This is a genomic window from Cellvibrio sp. OA-2007, assembly GCF_000953825.1.
In the GTDB taxonomy this organism is placed as follows: domain Bacteria; phylum Pseudomonadota; class Gammaproteobacteria; order Pseudomonadales; family Cellvibrionaceae; genus Cellvibrio.
Map to the genome: position 1 here is coordinate 1 of NZ_BBUL01000074.1, position 21,240 is coordinate 21,240.

Genomic DNA, 21,240 nt, shown 5'->3' on the forward strand with positions numbered 1-21,240 from the left:
ACTGATTAACTATGCAGGCGTGGGGCGCAGCCCCACATAACAAAGGTCTGGGGCGGTAGCCCCTGTCGCAGCCCGAGCAACGAAAGCGCGAAGCGATTGAGTGCGGGGCGAGTATGTTGCGGCTCTGCCGCATTCCTACTTGGTTTTTGATTTCGCCGCTTGCTCCATGCCCGCTAACTTGCCGCGCAATTCGGCAGCTTCTTCCCCTGTGCGCTTGGCGTCTGCTCTAGCATCCCTTAATTCTTCCAGCAGTGACGGTAGCGACTCAATCCGTAATTCGGCTTTACCAAGTGCAACCTGTGCTGCCTCGCGGGCTTTCGCTTCAGAGGCGATCTGTTCGCGTGCGCGAACAGCCTCCACTTCTAGCTGCTCTATTTGGCCAGATTGGCTTTGTGCTTGGGCGCGTAGTGCATTCAATTCAGCCTCTTGCGCCTCGATTTGAGCCGCCTGACGCTCGTTCTCTCCGATAACACTTGCAAGATCACTTTGAAGCTCTGCGAGCTTTGAATTTGCTTCTGCCGTAGCGTCCAGAATCCGGCGCGCAAGCATATTACTGATAGAGCGGGAAACCTCAGCATCTATTGCATCATCAATGGCCGCGCTTGCACGGGATTGGCCAGCTCTCCAGTTTTGCAAAAATTTAACCACTGTTGCCATGCTGCCAGAACCAAGAGTATCTAAAACGGCGCGGTTGGTAGGTTTTTGCCCTGCCGCGACTAGGGCGTCAGCTGCCGCGTTTACTTGCTCTTGTGTAATCGTTGCTTCGCGTCCCATAAATATCACCTCTGTTACGTTATGTTATCTTAGTTATGTTATGATACGTTATGGTATTAACTAAAGCAAGGTCTTGCTAATATTCAGGCAAAAAAAAGGAGGCATAAATGCCTCCAAAGACCAACTAATTTTGTTGTCGCAAAATTACAGGTTGCTGTTAATTTCATCTCTGCATTTCGCGGCTTCTAGCGGATCTAATTTTTTGCAATTATTTCTAGCGTACTCCGCCGTCATTGTTACTATGCATTTTTGAAGGCTTTTTGCATCTATAGCAATCTTTTTTACTGATTTACAGTAGGCGGTTGCCCCTACTCTTGATGAGGTTATAATCGCTAACTCAGTTGGTATATCCGTTGATGAATCCTTGGCCAACTGTTCATTGTCAACAGCATTATCTGTTGGGCAAAGTTTAAGGAAGTTTTTTCTGGCTTCAAGCGTTTTCTTCGGATTGATTCCAAAAGTACTTTTAATCACAATCTTATAATATTTTTTCAAAGCATCATCACATTCATGTGGCGGAGATCCTGTAGATAAACACATGATCGCTTCACAAGCGGCCTTTTTTTGTCCTGTAAAGTCAGCTTGTGTATTGGCCGCAAAAAATGCAGTCAACACAAGTACACCTAAAAGTTTGTTTTTCATAAATCACCTATTTTGGTTTGTGAGGGGGGTTAACTTTTTGATCTTCAACGTGCTTTAAAAATGCCTGCATATACACAGCTTCTTTGTACGAAGCCAGCTGCCAGCACACAGCGCCGCTGCACACAACAGATGCGACAATCACCAATGTAATTGCCACCGTTGCCCATGTTGGAATTGACGCTCTCCTGGAGCTGGATAAAACAGCCGTCATTCCACTTGATACCTCTTCGTACTGGCTTTTAAGGCCTTCGATAGCGAGAGCGTTTTGTTTTGTGAATTTTGCCTGTAAGCCGTCAATCTCCTTGGTGTTCGACTCTAAAGCCTTTGCAAAGGCTTGCTCGATATAGGAGTGCAGCTGTCCTTTCACAAAATCAATACGCTCGCCGCCTGCATCAAGTATTCCTTTATTAACAGTGTCCAGTGTCTCAATCATTCCCGATTTAAGAAGGTCGAATAATTGCGGCAATGATTCTTTTAACTGGTTGATGATTGGGCCAAGCTCGGCAACATCATCTTTTATGTGAAGTACATCCGACGCAATTTCAGCGATAATCGCGTTTTTTAATGCTTCAGTAGCGCTTTCGTTCTCCATGTTGCCGCCCTCATTTAAAAGTCGCTTTGAAAGCTGCATCAAGTGTTTCTTGTAATTCTGCGGCCAGCCATTTAAGTGCACGTTGCTGTGAGTATTTGACTTTTTCTTCTGGTGTACTCGCGGCCTTTATAAGTGCGTTGAAGTCCGTTGTATCGTCTAACACGCTTTCAACAGTTATATCTTTTCCGGTTGCGCGACTAAAAAAGTCATGTTGATACACCACAGCCTTTTTGTTTAAGGTGAATGTTTTTTCTGCTTTGTGGTAGGCGAACAACGACCAGAAATCGCGCTCTAATTGCACTTCGCTGTTTTCAACCATGTTAAAAACCAAGCGAATTTTTTCTGGAGGAACACCAATTGCAGCAAGTGCTTCGATTGTGGAAATGGTGTCTTTTATTTGTTTGTCGCGATGGATAACCGGAACCACAAAATAATCGAATATTTCGTGCGAGCCTTTGTACTGCTGCATGAGTGAAATTGTGTCGGCGACGTTAGACGACCCAACATCAACAATCGCATTATCGAAAAGAGCCAGCCCTTCGATTAGCTGCCCGTATTGTTTCCCTTTTAGATTGTCGTCAGAGTCGCCATCGTGAGCGTTGATTGTTTCTATCGGGATGGCTTTGGCGTTTTCCATCCGGGGCGAAAGCATGTACCGGGTTAAAGTGGATTTACCGACATTTCCTGAAAAGTTTGTGACCATTACATACATACAAGTATTCCTATGTTTTCTTTAGTTGGTGGAGTAGCGGATTATTTGAACTTGTATAGAACTCCGCTTTTTGTTGCCGCTTTTCAGTGGCGGTAAGGGTTTGTTCCTGATCGTCACTCTCAGAAGTGCGCAACCTGGATAACTCTGTTTTTGCCACTGGAAGAACCGCGTCACTTGGCCTATCTGTGTTTTTTCCGGTCAAACCAAGCTCAAATAACACTTGCCGAAAATAGCGAACCGATACAGTTGAGCCGCCATCCCGTAAGGCCTCGCAAATCGCCTCATGGGGAACACGGTGCATTCTGGCTTCGAGGATTTCGCTTTTTAACAGCGAAACTTGCGAAGTAATAGGCAGTTTTTTGAAGCCCGGTATCGCCTTCGCCCGTTCGGTAATTTTGATTAAAACCATCTCAACACCTCATAAAGGTAACACGAAAATTTTTCGTGTCCAGCAGTGACGGTGATTACATGACAAACACCTGACAAATACAAGACAAAACGCCGGTATTTGGTCGCAAAAGTGTTTAAACCTGACAGACCCATGACAACACCCTGACAACTCGCGAAGAACACACAAAAGCCGGGTATGTGTCGGTTACGACACAGGCACGCTATGGATGTATACACGTCGCTACGCGCCGTCTATAATCCCGTGCCAAAGGGGTACCCTTTGAAACCCAAAATCAGCCTCTACGAGTCTCCAAAAATATGAGCGGTAATCAGGAAAAATTGAGGGAGAAATCGGTAGTAATTTCGTTCAGGTTGCCGGTGTCGGTTTATGAGCCGTTTAGAGAGCCTGTGAACCAAACTTGCGGCGGAAACAGGTCGAAATTTTTTCGTGCTCTGTTTGTGGATAAGAAGGTTAAGTTTGTTGCTAATGGCAACCAGTCAGCGGGTGAGGATTACAAGAAATACTTGCACTTGGTGAACAAGGCTTCTAACAACCTTAACCAGCTTGCAAAGCTGCTTAATGGTGCCGAAAAGTCTGGAAAGATAACCTCCGCCCAATACCTCGCCGGGTTGAATAACTTGAATAGTATTCGCCTGCTACTGAATTCAAAGCTTGGTAAGGAGGATTGATTTGATCATTCGTTACGGTGGTGGAAATGCCGGTATCAAGGAGTATTTAGAAGGTGGTCGAAAAATGGATCGCCATTTTGCCCGCGATGAAATGGACACGCGAATCCCGATTGAGGGTGATTTAGCCGTGACGCAAGCGGTATACGACTCAATTGAAGACAAAGGACAAGATCGTTATCTGCATATTACTTTGTCGTTCAATGAGCCTGATGTAACCCCCGAATCGATTGCTGGTGTTTTCCAGCAATACAAAAACCAGCTGATGACAGCTTATAAGGACGATGAATTTAACATCTATGCGGAAATCCACTGGCCGAAGATCAAGGAGGCATACAACCACGCGAGCGACACAATGGAGGCTAGATACCCGCATGTTCATGTAGTGATCCCGAAGCGCAATTTATTAACCGGCGGGATGTTAAACCCGGTTGGTATGCATGAGCAAAGCGTTAAGTACCTCGATGCGATCCAGGAGAAACTAAACCGTGATAACGGTTTGTCCTCGCCTCGCGATAATCCCCGCGTTGGAAATAACCACTATGAATCCGCGCTGGCTAAATACAAGGAAAAAGAATTTAAATCAAAGAATGGTGAAGTTAAGCAGGAAATATTTAAACAACTTCAAGAGCGGGATATTCGAACATGGGATGCCTTTAACACCATGTTGAGTGAGTACGGCGAGGTGAAAATTCGGAACGCTGCCACAAGCAACCCATATGCAGCAGTAAAAATGCCCGGTGATACGAAATTCACAAATCTAAAAGGCAATATTTTTAACAAAGCTTACATCGAAAACAGAACCTTAGTTTTAGATCCAATCACAGACGCACAGGTATCAAACAGAATTGAAACCTGGCAGCAGATCCAAAGTCGCGAAATCAAATTTATAAGTAATGCCTCAGCCAAAGTTAAGGCTCATTACAAAAGTTTAAGTCTTCCAGAACGCCGCGAATATCTCACCCTGAAGGAGAACCAATATGAGCAAAAAAACAGACAACCAACATTCGATAATGGAAAAAAAGGACTACCCAGCTTGCCAGAGGGAAATTACAAGCCAAGTCCTTTTGAATATGCCAGAGGCGTCGAGGCCGAAGGAGCGCGTAATTTGTATGAGCTGCGAGCAAGCAGTGTGGATTACTTCGGAGAGGCGCCAAATGCAAGAGATAGATTGTTTTTGCAGGGTCATGAAAACGATGACCTACAGCACCTATATGAAGAACGAAGTCCTGGATTGCGACGTGATTTATATGCTGGAGGCGGCAGCGCAAGAATAAGCACCGCACTAACAGACGATCCAGCCTCTAGCGTTATCGGTGCGCGATTAGAAGCGGAAAACGCCAAGTCGAATAGCGCTTCATCATTAAAAAAATATGCGGAAATCAGAAAAAAATTAGATCCACAAAGCCTGCTGGCATACGCGCAAGTCAAATATGGAATAGACCCCGCCAACCATAAAATATCAAAGGCAAAAGATGGCAGCCCTAGAATCAGCGCCGGAAAATATAACTACAACGTGTCTGATTTTTTGACCAAACACATTGGGCTGAAGTGGGAAGAAGCGGCAGAAACCTTGGATAACCTATACGAAAAACAGGTGTTAGGTTTGGGCAGCAAACCAAAGTCAAAAGTGGCGCATATTGATGATTGGAGAAAGTTCAGAAATGACGTTTTTCCAAGCCACATAAAAACCTATGACCAACTTAAAAACGAAATCAAAACAACGTCAAAAACATCGCTAAAAACCATAAATAACGAGTATTTTGCACAACGTAAAGCAATCACTAGTGATGATTCACTTACAAGGTCGCAAAGGCATTACTTTAGATCGGTTGCGATACTGGAAAAATTACAAAAAATTGAGGTGTTGCGCGATGAAATTAACACGAAAAATAGGTATAAAGATCAAGTTAAATACCCGTATTCATCATTGTTTTATAACTTTGTAAAAACCGAAGAGGATTTCAACATGAAGATTTTGGAAAATTGGAAAAAAGCATACCAACCGAAGGCCGAACAATTGGGAAGTCCTAACTCCATTGGTTCCGGTAAACCCTTTACGCCTGAAAATATGCCTAGTGGTGCCGAGGCGGCTAAACGCGCTCGCTTGGTGGCACAACTGAACGAACAAGAGCGAGACAAAAAAGAGATAAAACTAAAAATAGGTGATTTACGCCCTCAGCCGTTAGCTAGTGGTGCTGTGGCTTTTACTCATCGAGAGCACGGCAAGCAGGTTTTTGTTAACCACCCGGACAGACTCGAATTAAACCGCGTTACAGAGCCAGATGAAGTGGCTGTGAGTTTAACTTACGCCATCGAGCGGTTTGGCTCGCCATTAGAAATTAAAGGCACAAAGGAGTTTCAACAGCAGGTTATAGAGGTCGCAGCCGAAAGGGATATGGATATTACCTTTACCGACGAAAAATTGAATACAGCGCTTGCGGCGAAGCGTGAAGAGTTAGGAATGAAGCCATTACAAAGTAACTCCATTTCTGTTGCCGAAATGGAGCTAGATAAATCGCTCCCGCTCGATAAGGCAATTGATAAGGCCTTGCTTGACTCAAGGGTAAAAGAGCTTACAGAAATTAATCGTGCTCCTGTAGACCAAACCGACGCCGCAACGCGGAGCCAACTGGTGATGGATGTGCTAGAGCGACACGATGAGGTAAATTCTGGCTTTATGGACAGCGCAAAAATTGTAGAGATTGCACAACAAGATGTTGCGGCTTACAAGCATTTGGAGGGCAAGCCAGAGCAACAGAAAGTTGCTTTAGCAATGTATGGATTAATGCAATCCAAAGATTTGGGTGCAGCGTACAGCACTGCAATCAAAGAAAATGGCCCGTCAGAACTTATGTTAACTATAGATGCTGCCAGGATTATTCAATCTAAGCCGGAGTTGTCAATCGTCCCGGATCAAAAACCAGAAAACCAAAACCTCAATGCCACCGTTAAATCTTTAGTCGATACCTCACCAGTTGAAGAGCCGACGAAAGATAAAGAAGTAAAAGCATTTACAGAATCGCTTGAAAGCTCAAAAAAGGCGTTGGAAACAAGCGCCGTCCCAACTGCTGCCGATATTGAAGCTCGTAACATCCATTACGGTAACGCACAAGCTGAAGCGGCTACCGCACAACTTGCGGAAAAATTAGCGGCTGAAGGTGCAAAGGAATTAGCTGTATCCCGAGGTATTGGGTTGGGCGCTTTGTATTCTGATTCTGCACAAGAACGTGCATCAGAAAACGAAACAGCTAAAAAGCTGGAAGTCTCAGCTTATCAAAAATTAATAGCTGTTAGCCCGGAAAGAGCTAGTGAATTGGTTGCTATTGAACGCAGTAAAATTGTCAATGATGGACAACTTTCTAATTCAATTTACTTTGAATCCTCAAAATATGACTTAGCTAAAGCTGCCGATATGGAATCGCCTGAAAGCTCAAAAATGGCAGGCGTGAAGGATTTGCAAAGTAGAGTGGAAATCATCACCCAGCAGGAGGTGATTAAACCCGAAGCAATAAAAGAATGGGCTAAAGTCGATGCTGAGCAATTCAAGCGCATCCAAGACCCAAGCGAGAAGGAGTTTGCGGCCATTCTAATTGTTGAAAACATGCGCAATAAAATTTATCAGGAGACATTGCAGGCAAATGAAAAAGACCTATTAAAAACAGTAGAAGCTCTCAATAAAGAGAATGATCGCCGCGTTGAAGAAAAAGAACAGCGTAAAGCCGATACTAGCTTTGCTGTCGAGCAACCTAATCCAATCCAGAGAGTTATCGATCAAGCCGCAGTAATCGAAATGAACATGCGTCATGAAAAATTGCAATCCAAGTCTATTCCTGGTAGCGAAGTTGCTGAAACAGATTTGAAAGCGTTTACGCAAGTTAAGTCGCAAACAGAGAAAAATACGATGGCAATTGCCATCGATAAAATGATGCTGGCCGACTCCGATTACAAAGTGCACGTTGCCCTAAATGCACCTGATGACCTTTACGTCACTATTGGTGCGGCTCATGCGGAGCAAGACACGGTTGCAGCCCAGCGCAACTCACAGCAAGACAAAGATATACAAATGTAACTAATGCGATAATTATTTAAACCTAGACACATGAGGAAAGTGAAAATGAAAAAACTTTTAATGGCTTTGGCAGTATGTGCATCATTGGTAGGTTGTAACAGTGATGATAAGGGCGCGTCTTTTGTTGGTGTTTGGAAAAATAACGGCAAGTCGGCGCAGACTATGACTATCTCTAAAGTGGACGGAGGTTATCGTGTACAAGCTAAATTCGATGATCCCCAGTGGAGTGCGATGGATGTAGAAATGAAACTGAAGGCGGAATCAGATCAGTATTTGGTAACGGAGGACGGGCAAAAGCGGATTTTAGAACTTGGTAGCGAAGGCGAATTAAAAAGTTATTTATATCGCGAGCCAAAAACCTTTGCTAAGGCCAATTAATATCAACACACAGCTTCCAAACCTACCAGCCATCCTACTGTAAGAGGTTAGTAAAATGAATTTAAGGTTCTCTTTGTCATTGGCTTTACTTGGTATATGTATCAACGCAACCGCGCAAATTCCCGGAGCGTATGAAATTCCCGGAATGGACAAACAGTGGACTTGTAAAAAGCGTATTAGCGGATATGTGGCTGGACTGGAAACGGCATTGGCCGCTGATCCAACTAATACGGCAGCTAAAACCGAACTGGACAGAATTAATAACCTATCGGTCAATCTTGGTGCTTGTGACAAATTAGCGCAGATTCCGGCGCTCGCACAATCCGATCTGGCGGTGGAGCATGCTGCGGCGCAGTCAACGGAGCAATGAGGTAACAAATTAGAGCTAACTAATACATTTTCGCGGACGAGAAAATAAGCGTAGTTATCTTAAAAACATTAGAAAAAGCCGGATTACTTAATCCGGTTTTTTTTTGCCAAAAATTCCCACTCCTTAGATGCAGAAACACAAAGGGTAAAGGTCTTTAGACGAAAATAGAAAATCGAACAATCAAAAGTTGATTATCGAATACACAAGGAATAGTATCTTGGATATTCAATATTTAAATATTGAATATCCAAAAACACACATTCATGGAGACCGTATGGACGTTTTAAACGCATTTGTAAGCCGGTTAGCAAACCCGCGACGGACATTATCGCAACTGCTGCACCTCCCTCTAAAACCCGCAAACCCACTTGCAATCGGGCGCGAAGTAATTTTGTCCTATGACAATTTTTTATCTAAAGCATGCGCCGCCGCTGATCTTCCAGAAGTACAACGCCTGCTAGCCGAACTACGTACTCACTTGGTTAAACATAACTCGAATGTGAGCATGTTGCTCGTTAACGGTTTCGTTGAGCAGGGCTGGCACAAGGAGGCGGCAGAGTTAAAAACTCTGTTCCTGGAGCACAACGCGAAATATCGAGCCGCTCGCGATTTAATTAATGCTCTTATCCTCAACCCGAACAATATCGACCTTGCAACGCCTGACGACACGACTCTAGTAGATCGTTTTGCCACGTTAACAGATGGCCACAACACCTATCTTTTCGGTTCGCTGCTCAATTTGCGAATCAACATTTCTTACATCGAAGAGACTTGGGGAAAGATGGCGAAATACGAACAAAAATTGTTTGGGGGTTTGTGATGACATTTAAAAGCACATCGATGCAGCTGGCGAAGATTTTCACCAACCGCTCACTGATAACCCAGCTGACGACAGTATTTATTTTGTTGATGCTTTTTTGGTTCGCTGGCGCATACAAATTTATGAATAACCTTTTTAATTTTCAGCTTATTACTCAGGCTGAAACGACAGTTAACAATGCCGAAGCTTTGGGTGATCACGTAAGCCAACACGGTCGTTTCTGGGTTAAGTCAGGCGCTGACTACGGTGGCAACTGGATTGACAAGATAGCCTCTCCAGATGGTCAATTTTTTTATTCGAAAAATCCGGCTATGGTTCAGCGTGAATTTTCAGACCAAATTTACGCGAACGGGTTTCCGGCCAGGTTTCGATTGACTGCACTCGATGTAATGAACCCTAACAACACGCCCAACGATTTCGAGCGCAAGGCGCTGGAAGAGATAAAAGCGTCGTTGAGCCAAAACCCTAAGCACCAATACACAAATAGTAAATTTGAATATGTAAAGCCAATTTATTATGTAGCGTCCTGCCTTGCGTGTCATGGTGATGTTAAAAGTGCCCCCGCTTCTGTTCGCCAGCAGTATGGCGAAACGAACGGATATGGCTATAAAGTTGGTGATCTTGCCGGTGCTGTTTCTGTGAGTATTGAGGTCGATAAATCCAAGCTGATTGGTGATGTTGTTGATTCAAACATCATAATTTTTATTGTGGTGCCAACATTTTTATTTTTTGCTTTTGTGTTTCGCCTGACCAAGTACATATCCAAGGTTTCCACGCAAATCAGTTCATATCAGCGCGGGCAACCCATCGGAATCAATACCCACACAATCGATAAAAATTCATCCAATGAATTGCATGGGCTGATCCAGTCAATCGCTGCCGTGATGGAGCTGATGGAAGGCACATACAAACAGGTTTTAATGCTTACTGATCGCCTTAAATCTGCCGACAAAAAGGAGCAAGGCAATGCAAAATGATAAACCCTTTATGAATATCCCACTGGCTATCAATGTATCTGTGATTGTAGCCAACGTCCTTTTTGCTTTGTTGTATCCAGAGTGGTGGATTGTGGGTGTACTTGGCGCCCTGTTTTTTTTGGTTCGTTTGATCAAATCTGGCCGCAAAAAGCACCCTATCCCGAAGCTGGCAGACAGCTCGGTAAAAGAGTGACTAGTCATTGATATTACAATATCGGACATTCGCAGATTCAATATTGTCGATTTGTTATATAAATCCCTATCAGATCACCCGCCTACATGCTAAAAATGCGAACTTTAGTTTTTGGGCGGGATTTTTTAGACATGCCAATTATGTATGACAGAGAATTGAAACTGCTGGGCGCTACAGGTTCCATCGTCGGCGCCAAGGCGATTAAAGCCTCTGAGGAGGACGACAAGGGGCGACTGACGTTCGAGCTTCACTTGTTAATTAAAGGCAGTACCGAGTGGTCTAAACTTGTTACAAGCCACAATAAAACCCGCCTTTTTCCAAACTTAAACTTCCTATACTCGCTGGTTATGGATAGCTGCCCGTCAATTGATGCAGTCCAAGTAGTGATTAGCAGAGACAGTTAACACGGGTTAATTCAACTGCATCCACCAAAAAGCCGGATTGAAAAATCCGGCTTTTTTAGTCTACACCCTCACCCCGCTGCTGCTTTCTGCCAAAGCCAAGCTTTTTATGCCAACATATACCATGTATATTTATACAGTATAAACCTTGGGAGGGTAAAATCATGCCAGCAATTAGGTATAGACCCAATAACGTATGTGCAGCTGTTCTTTGTGAGATTCCAACTGGCCACGTTTATTTAAAGAAGCGCGATATCCAAGGGCAACCCGCAGCCTACCTTAGTGCCAAATGGCTAGGCTTCATTTGCCTTACAGGTTTTCGGAAGTTCTACGGTGGGCGGAAATGCAAACTCATAGCGCGATCCATTTCCAATGGAAATGGGATGTGCGGCGAATGGCTGGATATTGGGGAACATGACTACGTAGTAGGGTTGGCGGTACAGCTGGATGATGAAACCCTTGGCGCGTATGCAGTGGTTGGCGCTGACGGTTGGCCTGTCGTTCGCTCGGATAAAGGGCCTCGGTTGACTGTTGTGGTTCCAGACTGGACACCTAAAACTCTGAAATTCTCTAAGGCGTCCTAAAACTATTGTTGGTACCATTTTCACTTGCTGCAGGGCTTAACCTGGTTTGATCCGGGCGCGGTTTTGGTACCAAAACGGTACCGGCCAAAATGGTACCAAAACACGCGCGATCGCCGGCGAGCTCCAGCTGCGGCCGCGAGTAATTTGGTACCAAATTACTCTACGATCACTTCTTTTTCTTTTGTTGGTTTGGAATTTTCACGCGGGTGTTTTTCTTAGTTATCGCGTCAGCAATTATTTGAACTTGCACAGACGTTTTACCTGAACAGGTCTGCCCAATAACGAGGGGAAAAGACAAAAAAGGTTTATGGTTATCACTCATGGTTTTTTCCTATGTTAGGGGCAATTTTAGTCAGTATACCGGCGTTCCAACTAGCAATGAGCGCTAGATTTTCAACGCCTTTATCGCGCAGTTCTATCGCCAAAGCCGCATTCATTCGCCAGGATTCTAAATTACGCTCGTCAGGATTCTCCATACCTTGCAATTGAGCATTTAATTTTTGTGTTAGATAAACAAGTTGATGTAACTGAAGCACTTGATCCTCCAGCTCAGATATTCTTTGTTTTGTACAAAGTTCCTGCCCCGAAAGAATTGGTTCAAAGCATTCCAACCTACTATGCATCATCCCCATATATCTATCATGGGTTGTACTAGCTTTAATAAACTCATCTGTATATGCCTTCAATTGCTTCATTTGATTTCCCCGAATCTTTTAATTACAAACAATAATCGTAGCAGGTACGTGCAATCAGGTATAAATAACTTTATACCTATCGAAAGAAATCAATTTTCACCTGATACGCTGTAGCGCAAGCAGCGCAAAGCGTCACAAAAAAGTATGACCAAGAAAAAACTGCTGGCAGCTCACCAAGCCCAAGAGTGGTGAAATTCTCGATATATATTTCTGTGCTCAGTCCGTAGAATCCAACCAGCAATATGACTGAAGAAACGCCGAAAAGAATTTTCCAATAAACAGTGATCAACTCGCGAACAATGTATAACAAAAACATGACTGTAACGACCGATCCTACAAGATGCCTTGCAGACTCAAACCTAATGTTCAGCGCAAACGACAAATAAACAGAAACCATATAAAGGGCACCAACAAATAGCCCCAAAAATAATCCCATTTCTAGCAAATCTTTTTTGTCTTGCTGTGTAATCATCATATTCCACCTATATCGTTTGTATTAATTGCTGTTACTAACTCTCAACCGATGACGCATCTGATACTGCCCTACTTGCAGCAGGACAATACCGATACAGTGTCGCTACCGAAACCCCCAATGTATCTGCCACGTCCTTAGCTGGCGTTCCGCTGGCTAGCAGTGTCAGTGCTATTGAAGTTTTGGAGTTGTTCATTTTAGGCTTGCGGCCACCTACCCTACCCGCCTGCTTTGCTGCTTTCAACCCGGCCAGTGTTCGCTCCCTGTTAAGTTCCCGTTCCATCTCTGCCAGCGCAGCCATTATGTGAAAGAAAAAGCGCCCCGCCGCACCCTTGGTATCAATGCCATCAGTAATGCTCTTTAAATCGATTTCACGCCGTTCTAAGGCGGCTGATAGGTCTACCAGTTGCTTAACTGACCGGGATAGCCTGTCAAGCTTCCAGACACATAGCGCATCGCCGGGACGAGCAAATGCCAGTGCATCGTTTAAACCTGGACGGTCTTTTTGCGAACCACTCGCTTTGTCGGTAAATATTCGTTCACAACCGGCGCCTTGTAGTGCATCCAGCTGTAACTGTAGATCCTGGTCTTGAGTAGATACACGAGCATATCCAATAAGCATCTGGCCGATCCTGTTTTGATAGGAGGGGCTATTCTATTCTCAAAACTCATGAAAACGCTTGGATTTGAGAAGTGAATTTTGAGAGACGTTTATGAGAAGGTAATCGGGGGAGAACAAGGATATTTTTTTAAGCGGCAAATTATTCTCATAAACGGTCGTTTATGAGAATGATTTGATAGAATGGTTTGCAATCATCATTTCCAGCTTATCGCCGAACATATGATTTCTCCTGCTTGATTACGCTCGATGCTCAATACCGACCGCTAAATCCTCAGGGCGTGACCCAATGGCCATGAAGCGCTCATGCACCCGATACACGCTTGGCAATACCCCTTTCGGTTCTCGGGCATCCGGTTCGCGCTTGCGCCAACTCTTTTTATTGATGGCAAATTCACGATCCCACCGATGGGTGCGTTCGTTGTCAATCGCAATACAAACCATATAGTTATCGGGATTGCGCTCACTCTTGGCAATCTTTAACGCTTCAAGAATGGTTGACGGCGTAAAAAAAACGTCATCACCATTATTGTTTCTGACCTGTACTTTAATAATCTCGCGGAAAATATCTGTCATTAAATAAATCTCCATTTATGCACCGGCTTCCCGGCAATGTTTACTTGAATTATTGACGGCCATTACGATTGGTTTTGTACGCCTGTATTAACTTACCGTTTGAATCCCACTCAAAAACGGTTGCTTTGGTGGGGCGCCCACCAGCAGCACCGATTTTTGCAGCCTCGTAATACCACAATTCTTTTCCGTCTACGGGAACCTTCCTGCTTGGATGGCCAACAGCAGAAACTACATCTAGTTGAATGGTGCTACCGGGCGAAAACTGCGCTAGCTGCTCAGATTTAATTCTTGTTCCGGCTTTGTAATCCATTGGTGAGCTAGTGCAACCAACCAAGATAAGAACGGACACTAAAACAACAGGCATGCATCTTGAATTCATAACAATTACCTTTTATTAACCGAGTTGAAGTAATTAAAAACAAAACCAATACCGATCAGTGCTGAAAAACCATGTCCGGGATTTTTGGCGTTGGTAGGTTTGCCTTAGCCATAAAATAAGGATCGGTATACCAAACAATCTTTGAGCACCGCATGGGCAAAATTTTGCCGCCTCTCTTAAATAGCAGCTGATCACTGTAAGGGAGTCGCTGAATTTCTTGCGGTAATAAAAGCGCGCGGGAGTGTCGTTGCACGGAGCGCGTAGAGCTGCTGCCAGACGACGACAGAGTTCTACTTGTTTCACGATGCTTTAAGGTAATATTCCCCAACCGCTTAGAATATTCCTCAGCCTCTTCGATACTTTCCGTAGCGAATACAACTTCGTTATGAAATGTTTGCAATAGTGATTCGCCGCCAGCTTTCCCATAGCACTCGTCAGCAAAAACCTGTGCCTTATTCTGAAATACAATTGCATATCGCATATTGTACGCACGGGTATATCCAGAGGAAGATCGAATAATTTCAATCGGCCCAAGTGCTACAAATTCATCAAGTAACATCAAGCATTGATATTTTAATATCGGATCGCCGTTAGCATCCTTTGGCCCCTCTTCAGGCAAATGAACTGTATTGATCATTATCACTTGCGAAAAAAATAGATTTAGAAGCCGCTGGAATTTAACGATATTTCCAGGAGATATACCCACATAGATTGTCATGCGCTTCTTGCGTAGATCATTAAAATCAAAATCAGATTTTCTAGTAGCGGCACGGCAAAGTGGATCGGAAAAAGCCGCCAGATAGGTGCCAATAATTCCTCTGGTGGTTTCACGCTTTCTTTCGTGTTCATTCGCATAGCTCATGAGCAACATCACGCAGGTTTCGCTCAGTGGGTTATCAGACTTAGCACGGTTTGCCACGGTCAATATAATCCATTTTTCTATACCAATCGGATCAGAATTAATGGCGTTGACGCGGTACATTGTTAGTTCTTCAGTTGGCGTCTCCATCAAATACAGAATCAAACCATCGACAGCATTACGAGCGCCCAAAAAGAAAGATTGGTTTGGCCCTTTTTCGGCCGGGATTAAAATGCTCGATAGGTTTTTTATCTGCGCCAACTGTCTGCGCGGGTCGCGACTAATGTAATCCAGTGGGTTCCACCCATGAGAAACAAAGCTATCGTTATCCGGGGAAAACAAATAAACCTCTTGTCCTAAAACATCCTTGCGATACCCTGACGTTATCGCAAAGTTCTCCAGCTTAGGATCTAAACACACTGCGCTATGGTCATAGTGCAGAAGATTAGGCACCACGAAACTAACACCTTTACCGGCACCGGGTGCAGCAGACAGCGTTGTATATTCTTGCGAATAATCGGCGATAAACTGCTTGCCCATTTTCCCCAGTAGTACCGGCGGCCACTTCGAATCTTTCTTTTCGTCGAAAAACATTCCTGCCTTTTGAATTTCAAACTTGGTTGCAAAGCGTGCCTCTCCATAGAGGCGGTCGATTAAAGCTTTGCGCATCAAGATAGCAGCCAAAAAAACAAAAACTGTCAGAACCACAGGAGCAAAGGCAATGGCAAGCCCCATCTTAATCGCCTTCGCCATATCGCTAGTTTCCTTCCCATATGCCGTGTAATACACGTACAGCGTATCGATCTTAACCGTGTGAGGATCAAGACCAATTTTTTGTAAGAGAAAGAATCCGCCCGCAAACTGACCACCAACAACCAGAACCGCGAGCATAAAAACAATTACCAAAATTAGAATGATAATTTTCATGATGATTCGCCGTTTAAAATGCGCAGTTTTTCCTCTGGTTCAAATCGAACTTCTTTTAGATACGAACCCTCCCAAAAACACACCGCATCGATAGAGGTTTGCACTGTTCTATAAATGAATCGTTCATCAAGGGTTAGGCCAATGTCTGACTGCTTAACAATTTCTGTCAGCCGAGAATAGGCACTTGCGCAATTGTTAAAATGCGCAGTGGTTAAACTGCCGTTATGACCAGTATTCAAAATGGAAAAATATGCCCACGTCTCATCACCTTTGAGTTCAGACATAAAAATGTGATCGCCTTTCATACGCATACAGCTTTCAACAAGCTTTTTAGCTGTCATGTGCGTACCAAAAAACAAATGCACTCTATTGGGATGATTCGGCATTTGTAATTCGTGGGTGTCTTCAATCGTAATGTAACGGCGATTTGAGGGGTAAAGATCGACGACTGCTTTAGAGAAAGTTGTTTTTCCAGAACCAGTTGCGCCGCCAAATAATAAATTGAGCTTGTGTTTTACGGCTAACTGAAAAAACCGCCGCATGTCGTCATTTTTGACGCACATCACCATTTCTTTTTTGAAGTCCTCGATATCCGTTTGTTTTTCTACCACTTTGTACCCGCTTAACCTGCCGGTATTGTGGTAGTCATCAAGGGTAAACCTGGATGTTGAAGGTTTACGAATGGTGATTGATACGCATCCCTTTTCTGTTGCTGGCGGCATTACTATTTGCCCGCGCTCCCCATCGGGAAGCAGAACGGGACAAATAGGATTTTTTTCAAGCTGGGCCATATCATTAGAGACTTGAACTGCAAGGCTGTTTGCAAGTTGCTTACAAATCTCGAAGTTTAATTGCGCAACCGGTTTTACTTTCCACTCACCAAGCTGCTCAAACCACACTTCACCAGGGCGGTTAATGGCAACCTCTGTAACGCCATCCAATTGCAGCAAGCCACTAATACCCGTGCGTTCCATTAACGCACGGATAGGTTTCGAGGAATCATATGAAGGTATAACTTCTTTCAAGGGCGCATTCATTAATTGACTCCGTAAATACTTCTGAAATCAATGTCACGAGCAACAATAATGTTCAATTCAGTGGCATGTTGCACATAACCAGTTGGCGGAATGTTGATGCTATTTTCCAGTGCGATGGCTGACATATCCTGAGCATTCTGGGTGCTGTTATCAAAGTTCATGCCTTCGCTGTTGGAGTTTTTCTGTGCAACTGCTTCAAATACATCATCCAAAAAGCTCAACAAAATGGCACCGCCGAAGCGCTCACCATAATGGTTATCAATTACCGCATTAATACCCGCAGCACCCAACCCGTCAGCCGCCATTGAATCAATATTAATCTTGAGGCCGTCTGTGGTTTCTATATCACTCCACGCAGCAAACACCGTTGTTTGTCCTGGTCTTATCGCGACCTTTCTTTCGCCGCGCGCAACAGAGCCTTTAGCAATAAGCAAAATGCTTCCGTTAGCGCTGTAAACGTCACGATTCACCATGCAGCTAATGCCTGCTGGATGATCGGTAACGATCCTTGGGCGCAAAGTACACGGAATTGATGTTCCGTTTATAAGCAGAAATTTCAAATCAGGTCTGGCGAAAACAGTTCCGTTTGGAAACGTTTCTGTTTCGAGAAGGCCACCAATGCTGTCCGCCGAATTTCCGCTTGCATCACCACCAAGATTATTCGCTTGCGTCATAGCGCGATAACGCTCTTCCGGTGTCATTGGCGCATCGCGTTGCTGGCCTTCAGCGCCGCCGCTATCACCATCACCTGTCCAAAGCACTTCACCATCAAACCTGCGCAATTCAGCTTGTTCTTTAGGTGTTAATACTTTTTCACCCGATCCATTACCAGAGTTTGAATTGTCTTGACTGGCAAATTGACCTCTATCAGGCGCGCCATTCGGTGTAGTGGCGGTAGCATCATTTGTGGTGGTGCTGGCATTTTCCGCTGCTGCCCTCTCTTCCTCGGCCTGTGCTTCTTGGCGCTGCTGCTCTTCAGACTTCAGCTTGTCCTGAAGTCTGCCGATATCTACAGCAACCGTCGCAACGGTTTCAAGCGCAGGATCAGAAGCTACCTCAATTGATTCACTTGACGCCTTGGTTACAGCGTTATAGAAAAAATAGCCAAACATTCCTACAGCAAACAGCGTAAAAATAATCACACCGACAATCGCAATGACTACTCCTGTTTTTTTCTTTTTCGGTGCCTTGGTGGTCGGTTCGCCACGGTCGCTAGAGATTGGATCGGGAACCACCAAAGGTGCGATAGGTGCTGCTTCTTCATCGTCAATTGGTGCATACGGATTATTTATCATCGAGTCTAACCCTCGTTTCGCCAGTAGTAGTTTTTCGCTCATTGAATGGTGCATCGCGGAGTGAATCAGTTTTTACCCCCAGTACTCTTTCACCTAAGCGCAGGCGAAATTCGCTCGCAACTTCATGAACGACTACAACATCATCTTTAATATGAAAATTAACCAAAGCCTCTTTCAATTCCGAGCCGGGCGTATAGCGATAAACAACTGGAAGTGCTTTTGAGGTTGGAAACCGAAAACAGGTAAAGCGGCCGTCATCCCATACTTCAGTGGGTGACAAAACCTGATGACCATATTTAAACCAGTTCAGATTTTTCGGGCCATCGGAGCATGGGCCAAGATCTGGATGAACAATTTTTTTAGGTGGCTCAGGTGGAGCTGGGTATTTAAAACGAACCTGCCAAGCAGCATCGGTGATATTGGGAACATCAACCAACGAAATTGAGTACGTGCGCTTGTTCGTAACTATATTGATATTGGTATTGGGAAAAGGGGCTTTTGGTTTGATAAAAATATTGTGTTCACGAACGCCTACTGTCCAGGCGCCTGTATCACCAAAAGACAATCCCCCTTCTCTCACGCCATCAACAACTTCCCCTTTTTCCAATTGTATGAGAGTTGAATTTCCGGTACGTGTACGGATAACCGTTACATCATCCGGGTTGTACATAACGCTTTGAATCCGGGGGTCAAAGGCGGAACCATTTGGAACAACAGCACCAATCGCATAAGGCGATGAAAACGCCACGCAAACGAAAATTATGAAACATCCAAAAGCCACCGAACCAGAAAACAAAATGTTGCGATCAGTTTGAAATCCCATCACTGAAGCCCCCCTTTTTCTTGAACAACTTGATATGACGCTATCTTCATACCAAGCGGATTTAAACGGCGTTCTGCCGGTTTTAACTTAGGGTTTGGGTACTCATACTTTATTGTCGCAATGTAGTAGGTTATAGGAATATTAATCATTGGTTTCCCATCTTGACCCATAACCGTCTTACTAAAGCGCACAACGGCCGTACTTGTTTGTTCGTCCAAAACAGGATCAGAGTTAATTCCTACAACCACGCGAGCTTTATCACCCAAAATCGCAAGAGGTGACTTATCTGAATACAAAAATGTAGTGTATTCATTAAAGGTTGACTCACCCTCATAACTAAATGATTTCACTGTGTCGAAGTAGAGTTGTGCAAGCCCCCAATCATGCGATTCCCGAGCCATTACATATGTCCGAAGATGAAAATCGTCTAACACTTTCCCGTATGTCGGGAGAGGGTTGCTAAGCGGTTGCATAATACTCACGTGCCCACTTTCCTTATCAACCATTAACATAAATGGCTCGACTGTTTTTAGTGGCGTCAGCACAATAAGCGCAATACCAAGAATCATGTTGAGAGCAACCGACACGCCCGCTATCCCGAACGCAACGAACATCGCTTTTTTTAGCAATGAAGCCTTAGACTTTTTAAAGTTGGCCGCCTCCTGCATCATCCGATCAACTTCTTTCTTTACCAATAACTTATCAGCTGCATCGCTGCTGCCCTTTGGGGTTAAGCTCTCGCGCCCTTTCGCAAATATTGGCTCCAGTGTTCCGCTATTTTCTGCATTAGATTGCATTATTTCTTACCTCCGAATTTAACGTGCGGTTGATCCATGTTGACCTTAACAAGTGGCCCTTTCGGCTCTGGTGGCATAGGTGGCATCGATGTACACCCAGAGAGAGCTGCTACGATAAAAATCAAACCAAAGCTTATTTTTTTCATACACATTTTTTCCTGTTTTTTTTTCGCGTCCGCGAAATTTAAATTAACCTAATCGTTTATTACCGCCGCCAGCAATCGTATTGCCGCCGCCGCCGACAGCGGCTTTCGCTCCGCCCCCTACCAGCTTTGTGAGGCTCCTGGTTAAAGACCCGCCCAACCCACTGACCGCGCCCATGCCACTAATGCCTACCCCGCCAGTTAGCTGTGAGGTCAACGCAGGCAACGCAGCAACAACACCGGTGAATAACAAGAAAGTGAATAAAAGTTTCAGGTTTGTCATGTCGCCCATTGGAATCGTGCTAGCGAAACCGGCGCCGAGGATAAACTTCTGGAGTAAATTGGTTAACAGAGTGAAGGTGAATCCAAACATCGCGGAGAGCAGAATGTAATTCAAAAGTTGACCGAGCCACTTCATAAAATATTCACGCGTCAGTGGAAAAAAAGCAGCAGAAATATAAAGAGGCCCAAGCATCAGTACGAGAGCAACCAGAACTTTTGCGATCAGAAGGTATAGTGCCGACACGACCATAAAGATTGTCCCGAAAATCGAAATAATCACTATCGTGGAGATCGCGCGTAACAGCGGTTGAATGTCTAGGTTGGTCAACGATAAATTAGGTGTGTTATCCCAAATGAGTTGAATCGTATCGAGAATTTGATTGGCCATTTGATCAATGACGTGCGGCGCGGTTTTACCGCTGGAAGAAAACGCATTTGCGATTTCGTTACCAATAGAGTTAACAGGGTTCACGACAACATCCATATAGTAGGGAATGTTGAATGCGAAATACGTAAATAAGGATAGGTTTGTGATTTGTTTTATCACATCTGAAGGCAGCTGATTCGTGCCGCCTGAATATAAAAAATGGAGCGCTTTAAGAACAAAATACAGCGCTATAAAAGCACCGATGAGAGGTGCAATCAGGGCTGCAAAATTGTTTAACCCACTTGCGTAGGTTAAACTCAGGCCCTCATCGATAGACGTAAAAATATCAGAACCTAGCGTGAAGGCCATAATCGTTA

25 protein-coding genes are annotated in these 21,240 nt (G+C 44.4%); 8 read left to right on the forward strand and 17 right to left on the reverse strand.

The genetic code is table 11. From position 1 onward, the window contains the following. Positions 1 to 135: 135 nt before the first annotated feature. From AWU77_RS04035 to AWU77_RS04055, 5 genes are all read right to left on the reverse strand, one after another. Entirely contained in the window at positions 136 to 774 is a 639-nt protein-coding gene (locus AWU77_RS04035) for a DNA-binding protein (protein ID WP_062059555.1), read from the reverse strand. Positions 775 to 918: 144 nt separating this feature from the next. Continuing rightward, entirely contained in the window at positions 919 to 1,416 is a 498-nt protein-coding gene (locus AWU77_RS04040; RefSeq protein ID WP_062059557.1) for a TrbM/KikA/MpfK family conjugal transfer protein, read from the reverse strand. Positions 1,417 to 1,423: 7 nt separating this feature from the next. Next, on the reverse strand, positions 1,424 to 2,008 hold the full coding sequence (locus tag AWU77_RS04045; RefSeq protein ID WP_152625253.1) for a hypothetical protein: 585 nt from the start codon (positions 2,006 to 2,008) through the stop codon (positions 1,424 to 1,426). A 10-nt stretch (positions 2,009 to 2,018) separates the two neighbouring features. Further along, on the reverse strand, positions 2,019 to 2,720 hold the full coding sequence (gene stbB / locus AWU77_RS04050; RefSeq protein WP_152625254.1) for a StbB family protein: 702 nt from the start codon (positions 2,718 to 2,720) through the stop codon (positions 2,019 to 2,021). Between the two features lie 10 nt (positions 2,721 to 2,730). Beyond that, a complete protein-coding gene (locus AWU77_RS04055; protein WP_062059561.1) occupies positions 2,731 to 3,129 on the reverse strand; it encodes a hypothetical protein in 399 nt (132 codons plus the stop codon). A 299-nt stretch (positions 3,130 to 3,428) separates the two neighbouring features. Here AWU77_RS04055 and AWU77_RS04060 point away from each other — a divergent pair, with 299 nt between their 5' ends. The 8 genes from AWU77_RS04060 (at position 3,429) to AWU77_RS04095 (ending at position 11,011) form a co-directional block, all read left to right on the forward strand. Further along, complete coding sequence (locus AWU77_RS04060; protein ID WP_062059562.1) at positions 3,429 to 3,800, forward strand: hypothetical protein; 372 nt, start codon at positions 3,429 to 3,431, stop codon at positions 3,798 to 3,800. Position 3,801: 1 nt separating this feature from the next. After that, complete coding sequence (locus AWU77_RS04065) at positions 3,802 to 7,869, forward strand: LPD7 domain-containing protein (protein WP_062059564.1); 4,068 nt, start codon at positions 3,802 to 3,804, stop codon at positions 7,867 to 7,869. A gap of 45 nt (positions 7,870 to 7,914) precedes the next feature. After that, complete coding sequence (locus AWU77_RS04070; protein ID WP_062059567.1) at positions 7,915 to 8,247, forward strand: hypothetical protein; 333 nt, start codon at positions 7,915 to 7,917, stop codon at positions 8,245 to 8,247. Positions 8,248 to 8,302: 55 nt separating this feature from the next. Next, a complete protein-coding gene (locus AWU77_RS04075) occupies positions 8,303 to 8,617 on the forward strand; it encodes a hypothetical protein (RefSeq protein ID WP_152625255.1) in 315 nt (104 codons plus the stop codon). 217 nt (positions 8,618 to 8,834) lie between these two features. Next, complete coding sequence (locus AWU77_RS04080) at positions 8,835 to 9,437, forward strand: hypothetical protein (protein ID WP_152625256.1); 603 nt, start codon at positions 8,835 to 8,837, stop codon at positions 9,435 to 9,437. After that, positions 9,437 to 10,414, forward strand: coding sequence for a DUF3365 domain-containing protein (locus AWU77_RS04085; RefSeq protein WP_062059573.1), 978 nt, complete (start codon positions 9,437 to 9,439; stop codon positions 10,412 to 10,414). Before AWU77_RS04080 ends, AWU77_RS04085 begins: the two co-directional genes overlap by 1 nt. Continuing rightward, the gene (locus AWU77_RS04090) at positions 10,404 to 10,607 is read left to right on the forward strand and encodes a hypothetical protein (protein WP_062059576.1); all 204 of its coding nucleotides are present in this window, start codon (positions 10,404 to 10,406) and stop codon (positions 10,605 to 10,607) included. The genes AWU77_RS04085 and AWU77_RS04090 overlap by 11 nt, the downstream gene beginning before the upstream one ends. Before the next feature lie 131 nt (positions 10,608 to 10,738). Continuing rightward, entirely contained in the window at positions 10,739 to 11,011 is a 273-nt protein-coding gene (locus AWU77_RS04095) for a hypothetical protein (protein ID WP_062059578.1), read from the forward strand. Between the two features lie 747 nt (positions 11,012 to 11,758). On the opposite strand, the gene AWU77_RS20445 is transcribed toward AWU77_RS04095, so the two are convergent. The 12 genes from AWU77_RS20445 to AWU77_RS04155 all read right to left on the reverse strand — a co-directional run bounded on the left by AWU77_RS20445 (position 11,759) and on the right by AWU77_RS04155 (position 21,232). Further along, on the reverse strand, positions 11,759 to 11,914 hold the full coding sequence (locus AWU77_RS20445; RefSeq protein WP_193747491.1) for a hypothetical protein: 156 nt from the start codon (positions 11,912 to 11,914) through the stop codon (positions 11,759 to 11,761). Continuing rightward, the gene (locus tag AWU77_RS04105; protein WP_062059582.1) at positions 11,907 to 12,287 is read right to left on the reverse strand and encodes a hypothetical protein; all 381 of its coding nucleotides are present in this window, start codon (positions 12,285 to 12,287) and stop codon (positions 11,907 to 11,909) included. The genes AWU77_RS20445 and AWU77_RS04105 overlap by 8 nt, the downstream gene beginning before the upstream one ends. Before the next feature lie 76 nt (positions 12,288 to 12,363). Then, a complete protein-coding gene (locus AWU77_RS04110; RefSeq protein WP_152625257.1) occupies positions 12,364 to 12,762 on the reverse strand; it encodes a hypothetical protein in 399 nt (132 codons plus the stop codon). Between the two features lie 34 nt (positions 12,763 to 12,796). Next, positions 12,797 to 13,381, reverse strand: a complete 585-nt coding sequence (locus AWU77_RS04115) for a recombinase family protein (protein ID WP_062059586.1) — start codon at positions 13,379 to 13,381, stop codon at positions 12,797 to 12,799. 237 nt (positions 13,382 to 13,618) lie between these two features. After that, complete coding sequence (locus AWU77_RS04120) at positions 13,619 to 13,954, reverse strand: hypothetical protein (protein WP_062059588.1); 336 nt, start codon at positions 13,952 to 13,954, stop codon at positions 13,619 to 13,621. A 49-nt stretch (positions 13,955 to 14,003) separates the two neighbouring features. Then, on the reverse strand, positions 14,004 to 14,333 hold the full coding sequence (locus AWU77_RS04125; RefSeq protein WP_152625258.1) for a hypothetical protein: 330 nt from the start codon (positions 14,331 to 14,333) through the stop codon (positions 14,004 to 14,006). Between the two features lie 55 nt (positions 14,334 to 14,388). Further along, positions 14,389 to 16,119 (reverse strand): type IV secretory system conjugative DNA transfer family protein, encoded by a 1,731-nt coding sequence (locus tag AWU77_RS04130; protein WP_062059593.1) that lies wholly within the window; start codon positions 16,117 to 16,119, stop codon positions 14,389 to 14,391. Beyond that, positions 16,116 to 17,156, reverse strand: a complete 1,041-nt coding sequence (virB11, locus tag AWU77_RS04135; RefSeq protein ID WP_062059596.1) for a P-type DNA transfer ATPase VirB11 — start codon at positions 17,154 to 17,156, stop codon at positions 16,116 to 16,118. Before virB11 ends, AWU77_RS04130 begins: the two co-directional genes overlap by 4 nt. Further along, positions 17,156 to 18,493, reverse strand: coding sequence for a TrbI/VirB10 family protein (locus AWU77_RS04140; protein WP_193747492.1), 1,338 nt, complete (start codon positions 18,491 to 18,493; stop codon positions 17,156 to 17,158). Before AWU77_RS04140 ends, virB11 begins: the two co-directional genes overlap by 1 nt. Beyond that, positions 18,441 to 19,274: a TrbG/VirB9 family P-type conjugative transfer protein gene (locus tag AWU77_RS04145; RefSeq protein WP_062059601.1), complete on the reverse strand. Its 834-nt coding sequence runs from the start codon at positions 19,272 to 19,274 to the stop codon at positions 18,441 to 18,443. Before AWU77_RS04145 ends, AWU77_RS04140 begins: the two co-directional genes overlap by 53 nt. Beyond that, positions 19,274 to 20,071 carry a virB8 family protein gene (locus AWU77_RS04150; RefSeq protein WP_062059603.1) on the reverse strand — a complete coding sequence of 266 codons (798 nt, stop codon included), beginning with the start codon at positions 20,069 to 20,071 and terminating at the stop codon, positions 19,274 to 19,276. Before AWU77_RS04150 ends, AWU77_RS04145 begins: the two co-directional genes overlap by 1 nt. A gap of 189 nt (positions 20,072 to 20,260) precedes the next feature. Continuing rightward, entirely contained in the window at positions 20,261 to 21,232 is a 972-nt protein-coding gene (locus AWU77_RS04155) for a type IV secretion system protein (protein ID WP_062059605.1), read from the reverse strand. Between the last annotated feature and the right edge of the window lie 8 nt (positions 21,233 to 21,240).

Coding starts and splice junctions, on each gene's coding strand:
- AWU77_RS04035 (WP_062059555.1), bottom strand. CDS start 774: ATGGGACGCGAAGCAACGATTACACAAGAGCAAGTAAACGCGGCAGCT.
- AWU77_RS04040 (WP_062059557.1), bottom strand. CDS start 1,416: ATGAAAAACAAACTTTTAGGTGTACTTGTGTTGACTGCATTTTTTGCG.
- AWU77_RS04045 (WP_152625253.1), bottom strand. CDS start 2,008: ATGGAGAACGAAAGCGCTACTGAAGCATTAAAAAACGCGATTATCGCT.
- stbB (WP_152625254.1), bottom strand. CDS start 2,720: ATGTATGTAATGGTCACAAACTTTTCAGGAAATGTCGGTAAATCCACT.
- AWU77_RS04055 (WP_062059561.1), bottom strand. CDS start 3,129: ATGGTTTTAATCAAAATTACCGAACGGGCGAAGGCGATACCGGGCTTC.
- AWU77_RS04060 (WP_062059562.1), top strand. CDS start 3,429: ATGAGCGGTAATCAGGAAAAATTGAGGGAGAAATCGGTAGTAATTTCG.
- AWU77_RS04070 (WP_062059567.1), top strand. CDS start 7,915: ATGAAAAAACTTTTAATGGCTTTGGCAGTATGTGCATCATTGGTAGGT.
- AWU77_RS04075 (WP_152625255.1), top strand. CDS start 8,303: ATGAATTTAAGGTTCTCTTTGTCATTGGCTTTACTTGGTATATGTATC.
- AWU77_RS04085 (WP_062059573.1), top strand. CDS start 9,437: ATGACATTTAAAAGCACATCGATGCAGCTGGCGAAGATTTTCACCAAC.
- AWU77_RS04090 (WP_062059576.1), top strand. CDS start 10,404: ATGCAAAATGATAAACCCTTTATGAATATCCCACTGGCTATCAATGTA.
- AWU77_RS04095 (WP_062059578.1), top strand. CDS start 10,739: ATGCCAATTATGTATGACAGAGAATTGAAACTGCTGGGCGCTACAGGT.
- AWU77_RS20445 (WP_193747491.1), bottom strand. CDS start 11,914: ATGAGTGATAACCATAAACCTTTTTTGTCTTTTCCCCTCGTTATTGGG.
- AWU77_RS04105 (WP_062059582.1), bottom strand. CDS start 12,287: ATGAAGCAATTGAAGGCATATACAGATGAGTTTATTAAAGCTAGTACA.
- AWU77_RS04110 (WP_152625257.1), bottom strand. CDS start 12,762: ATGATGATTACACAGCAAGACAAAAAAGATTTGCTAGAAATGGGATTA.
- AWU77_RS04115 (WP_062059586.1), bottom strand. CDS start 13,381: ATGCTTATTGGATATGCTCGTGTATCTACTCAAGACCAGGATCTACAG.
- AWU77_RS04120 (WP_062059588.1), bottom strand. CDS start 13,954: ATGACAGATATTTTCCGCGAGATTATTAAAGTACAGGTCAGAAACAAT.
- AWU77_RS04125 (WP_152625258.1), bottom strand. CDS start 14,333: ATGAATTCAAGATGCATGCCTGTTGTTTTAGTGTCCGTTCTTATCTTG.
- AWU77_RS04130 (WP_062059593.1), bottom strand. CDS start 16,119: ATGAAAATTATCATTCTAATTTTGGTAATTGTTTTTATGCTCGCGGTT.
- virB11 (WP_062059596.1), bottom strand. CDS start 17,156: ATGAATGCGCCCTTGAAAGAAGTTATACCTTCATATGATTCCTCGAAA.
- AWU77_RS04140 (WP_193747492.1), bottom strand. CDS start 18,493: ATGAGCGAAAAACTACTACTGGCGAAACGAGGGTTAGACTCGATGATA.
- AWU77_RS04145 (WP_062059601.1), bottom strand. CDS start 19,274: ATGGGATTTCAAACTGATCGCAACATTTTGTTTTCTGGTTCGGTGGCT.
- AWU77_RS04150 (WP_062059603.1), bottom strand. CDS start 20,071: ATGCAATCTAATGCAGAAAATAGCGGAACACTGGAGCCAATATTTGCG.
- AWU77_RS04155 (WP_062059605.1), bottom strand. CDS start 21,232: ATGGCCTTCACGCTAGGTTCTGATATTTTTACGTCTATCGATGAGGGC.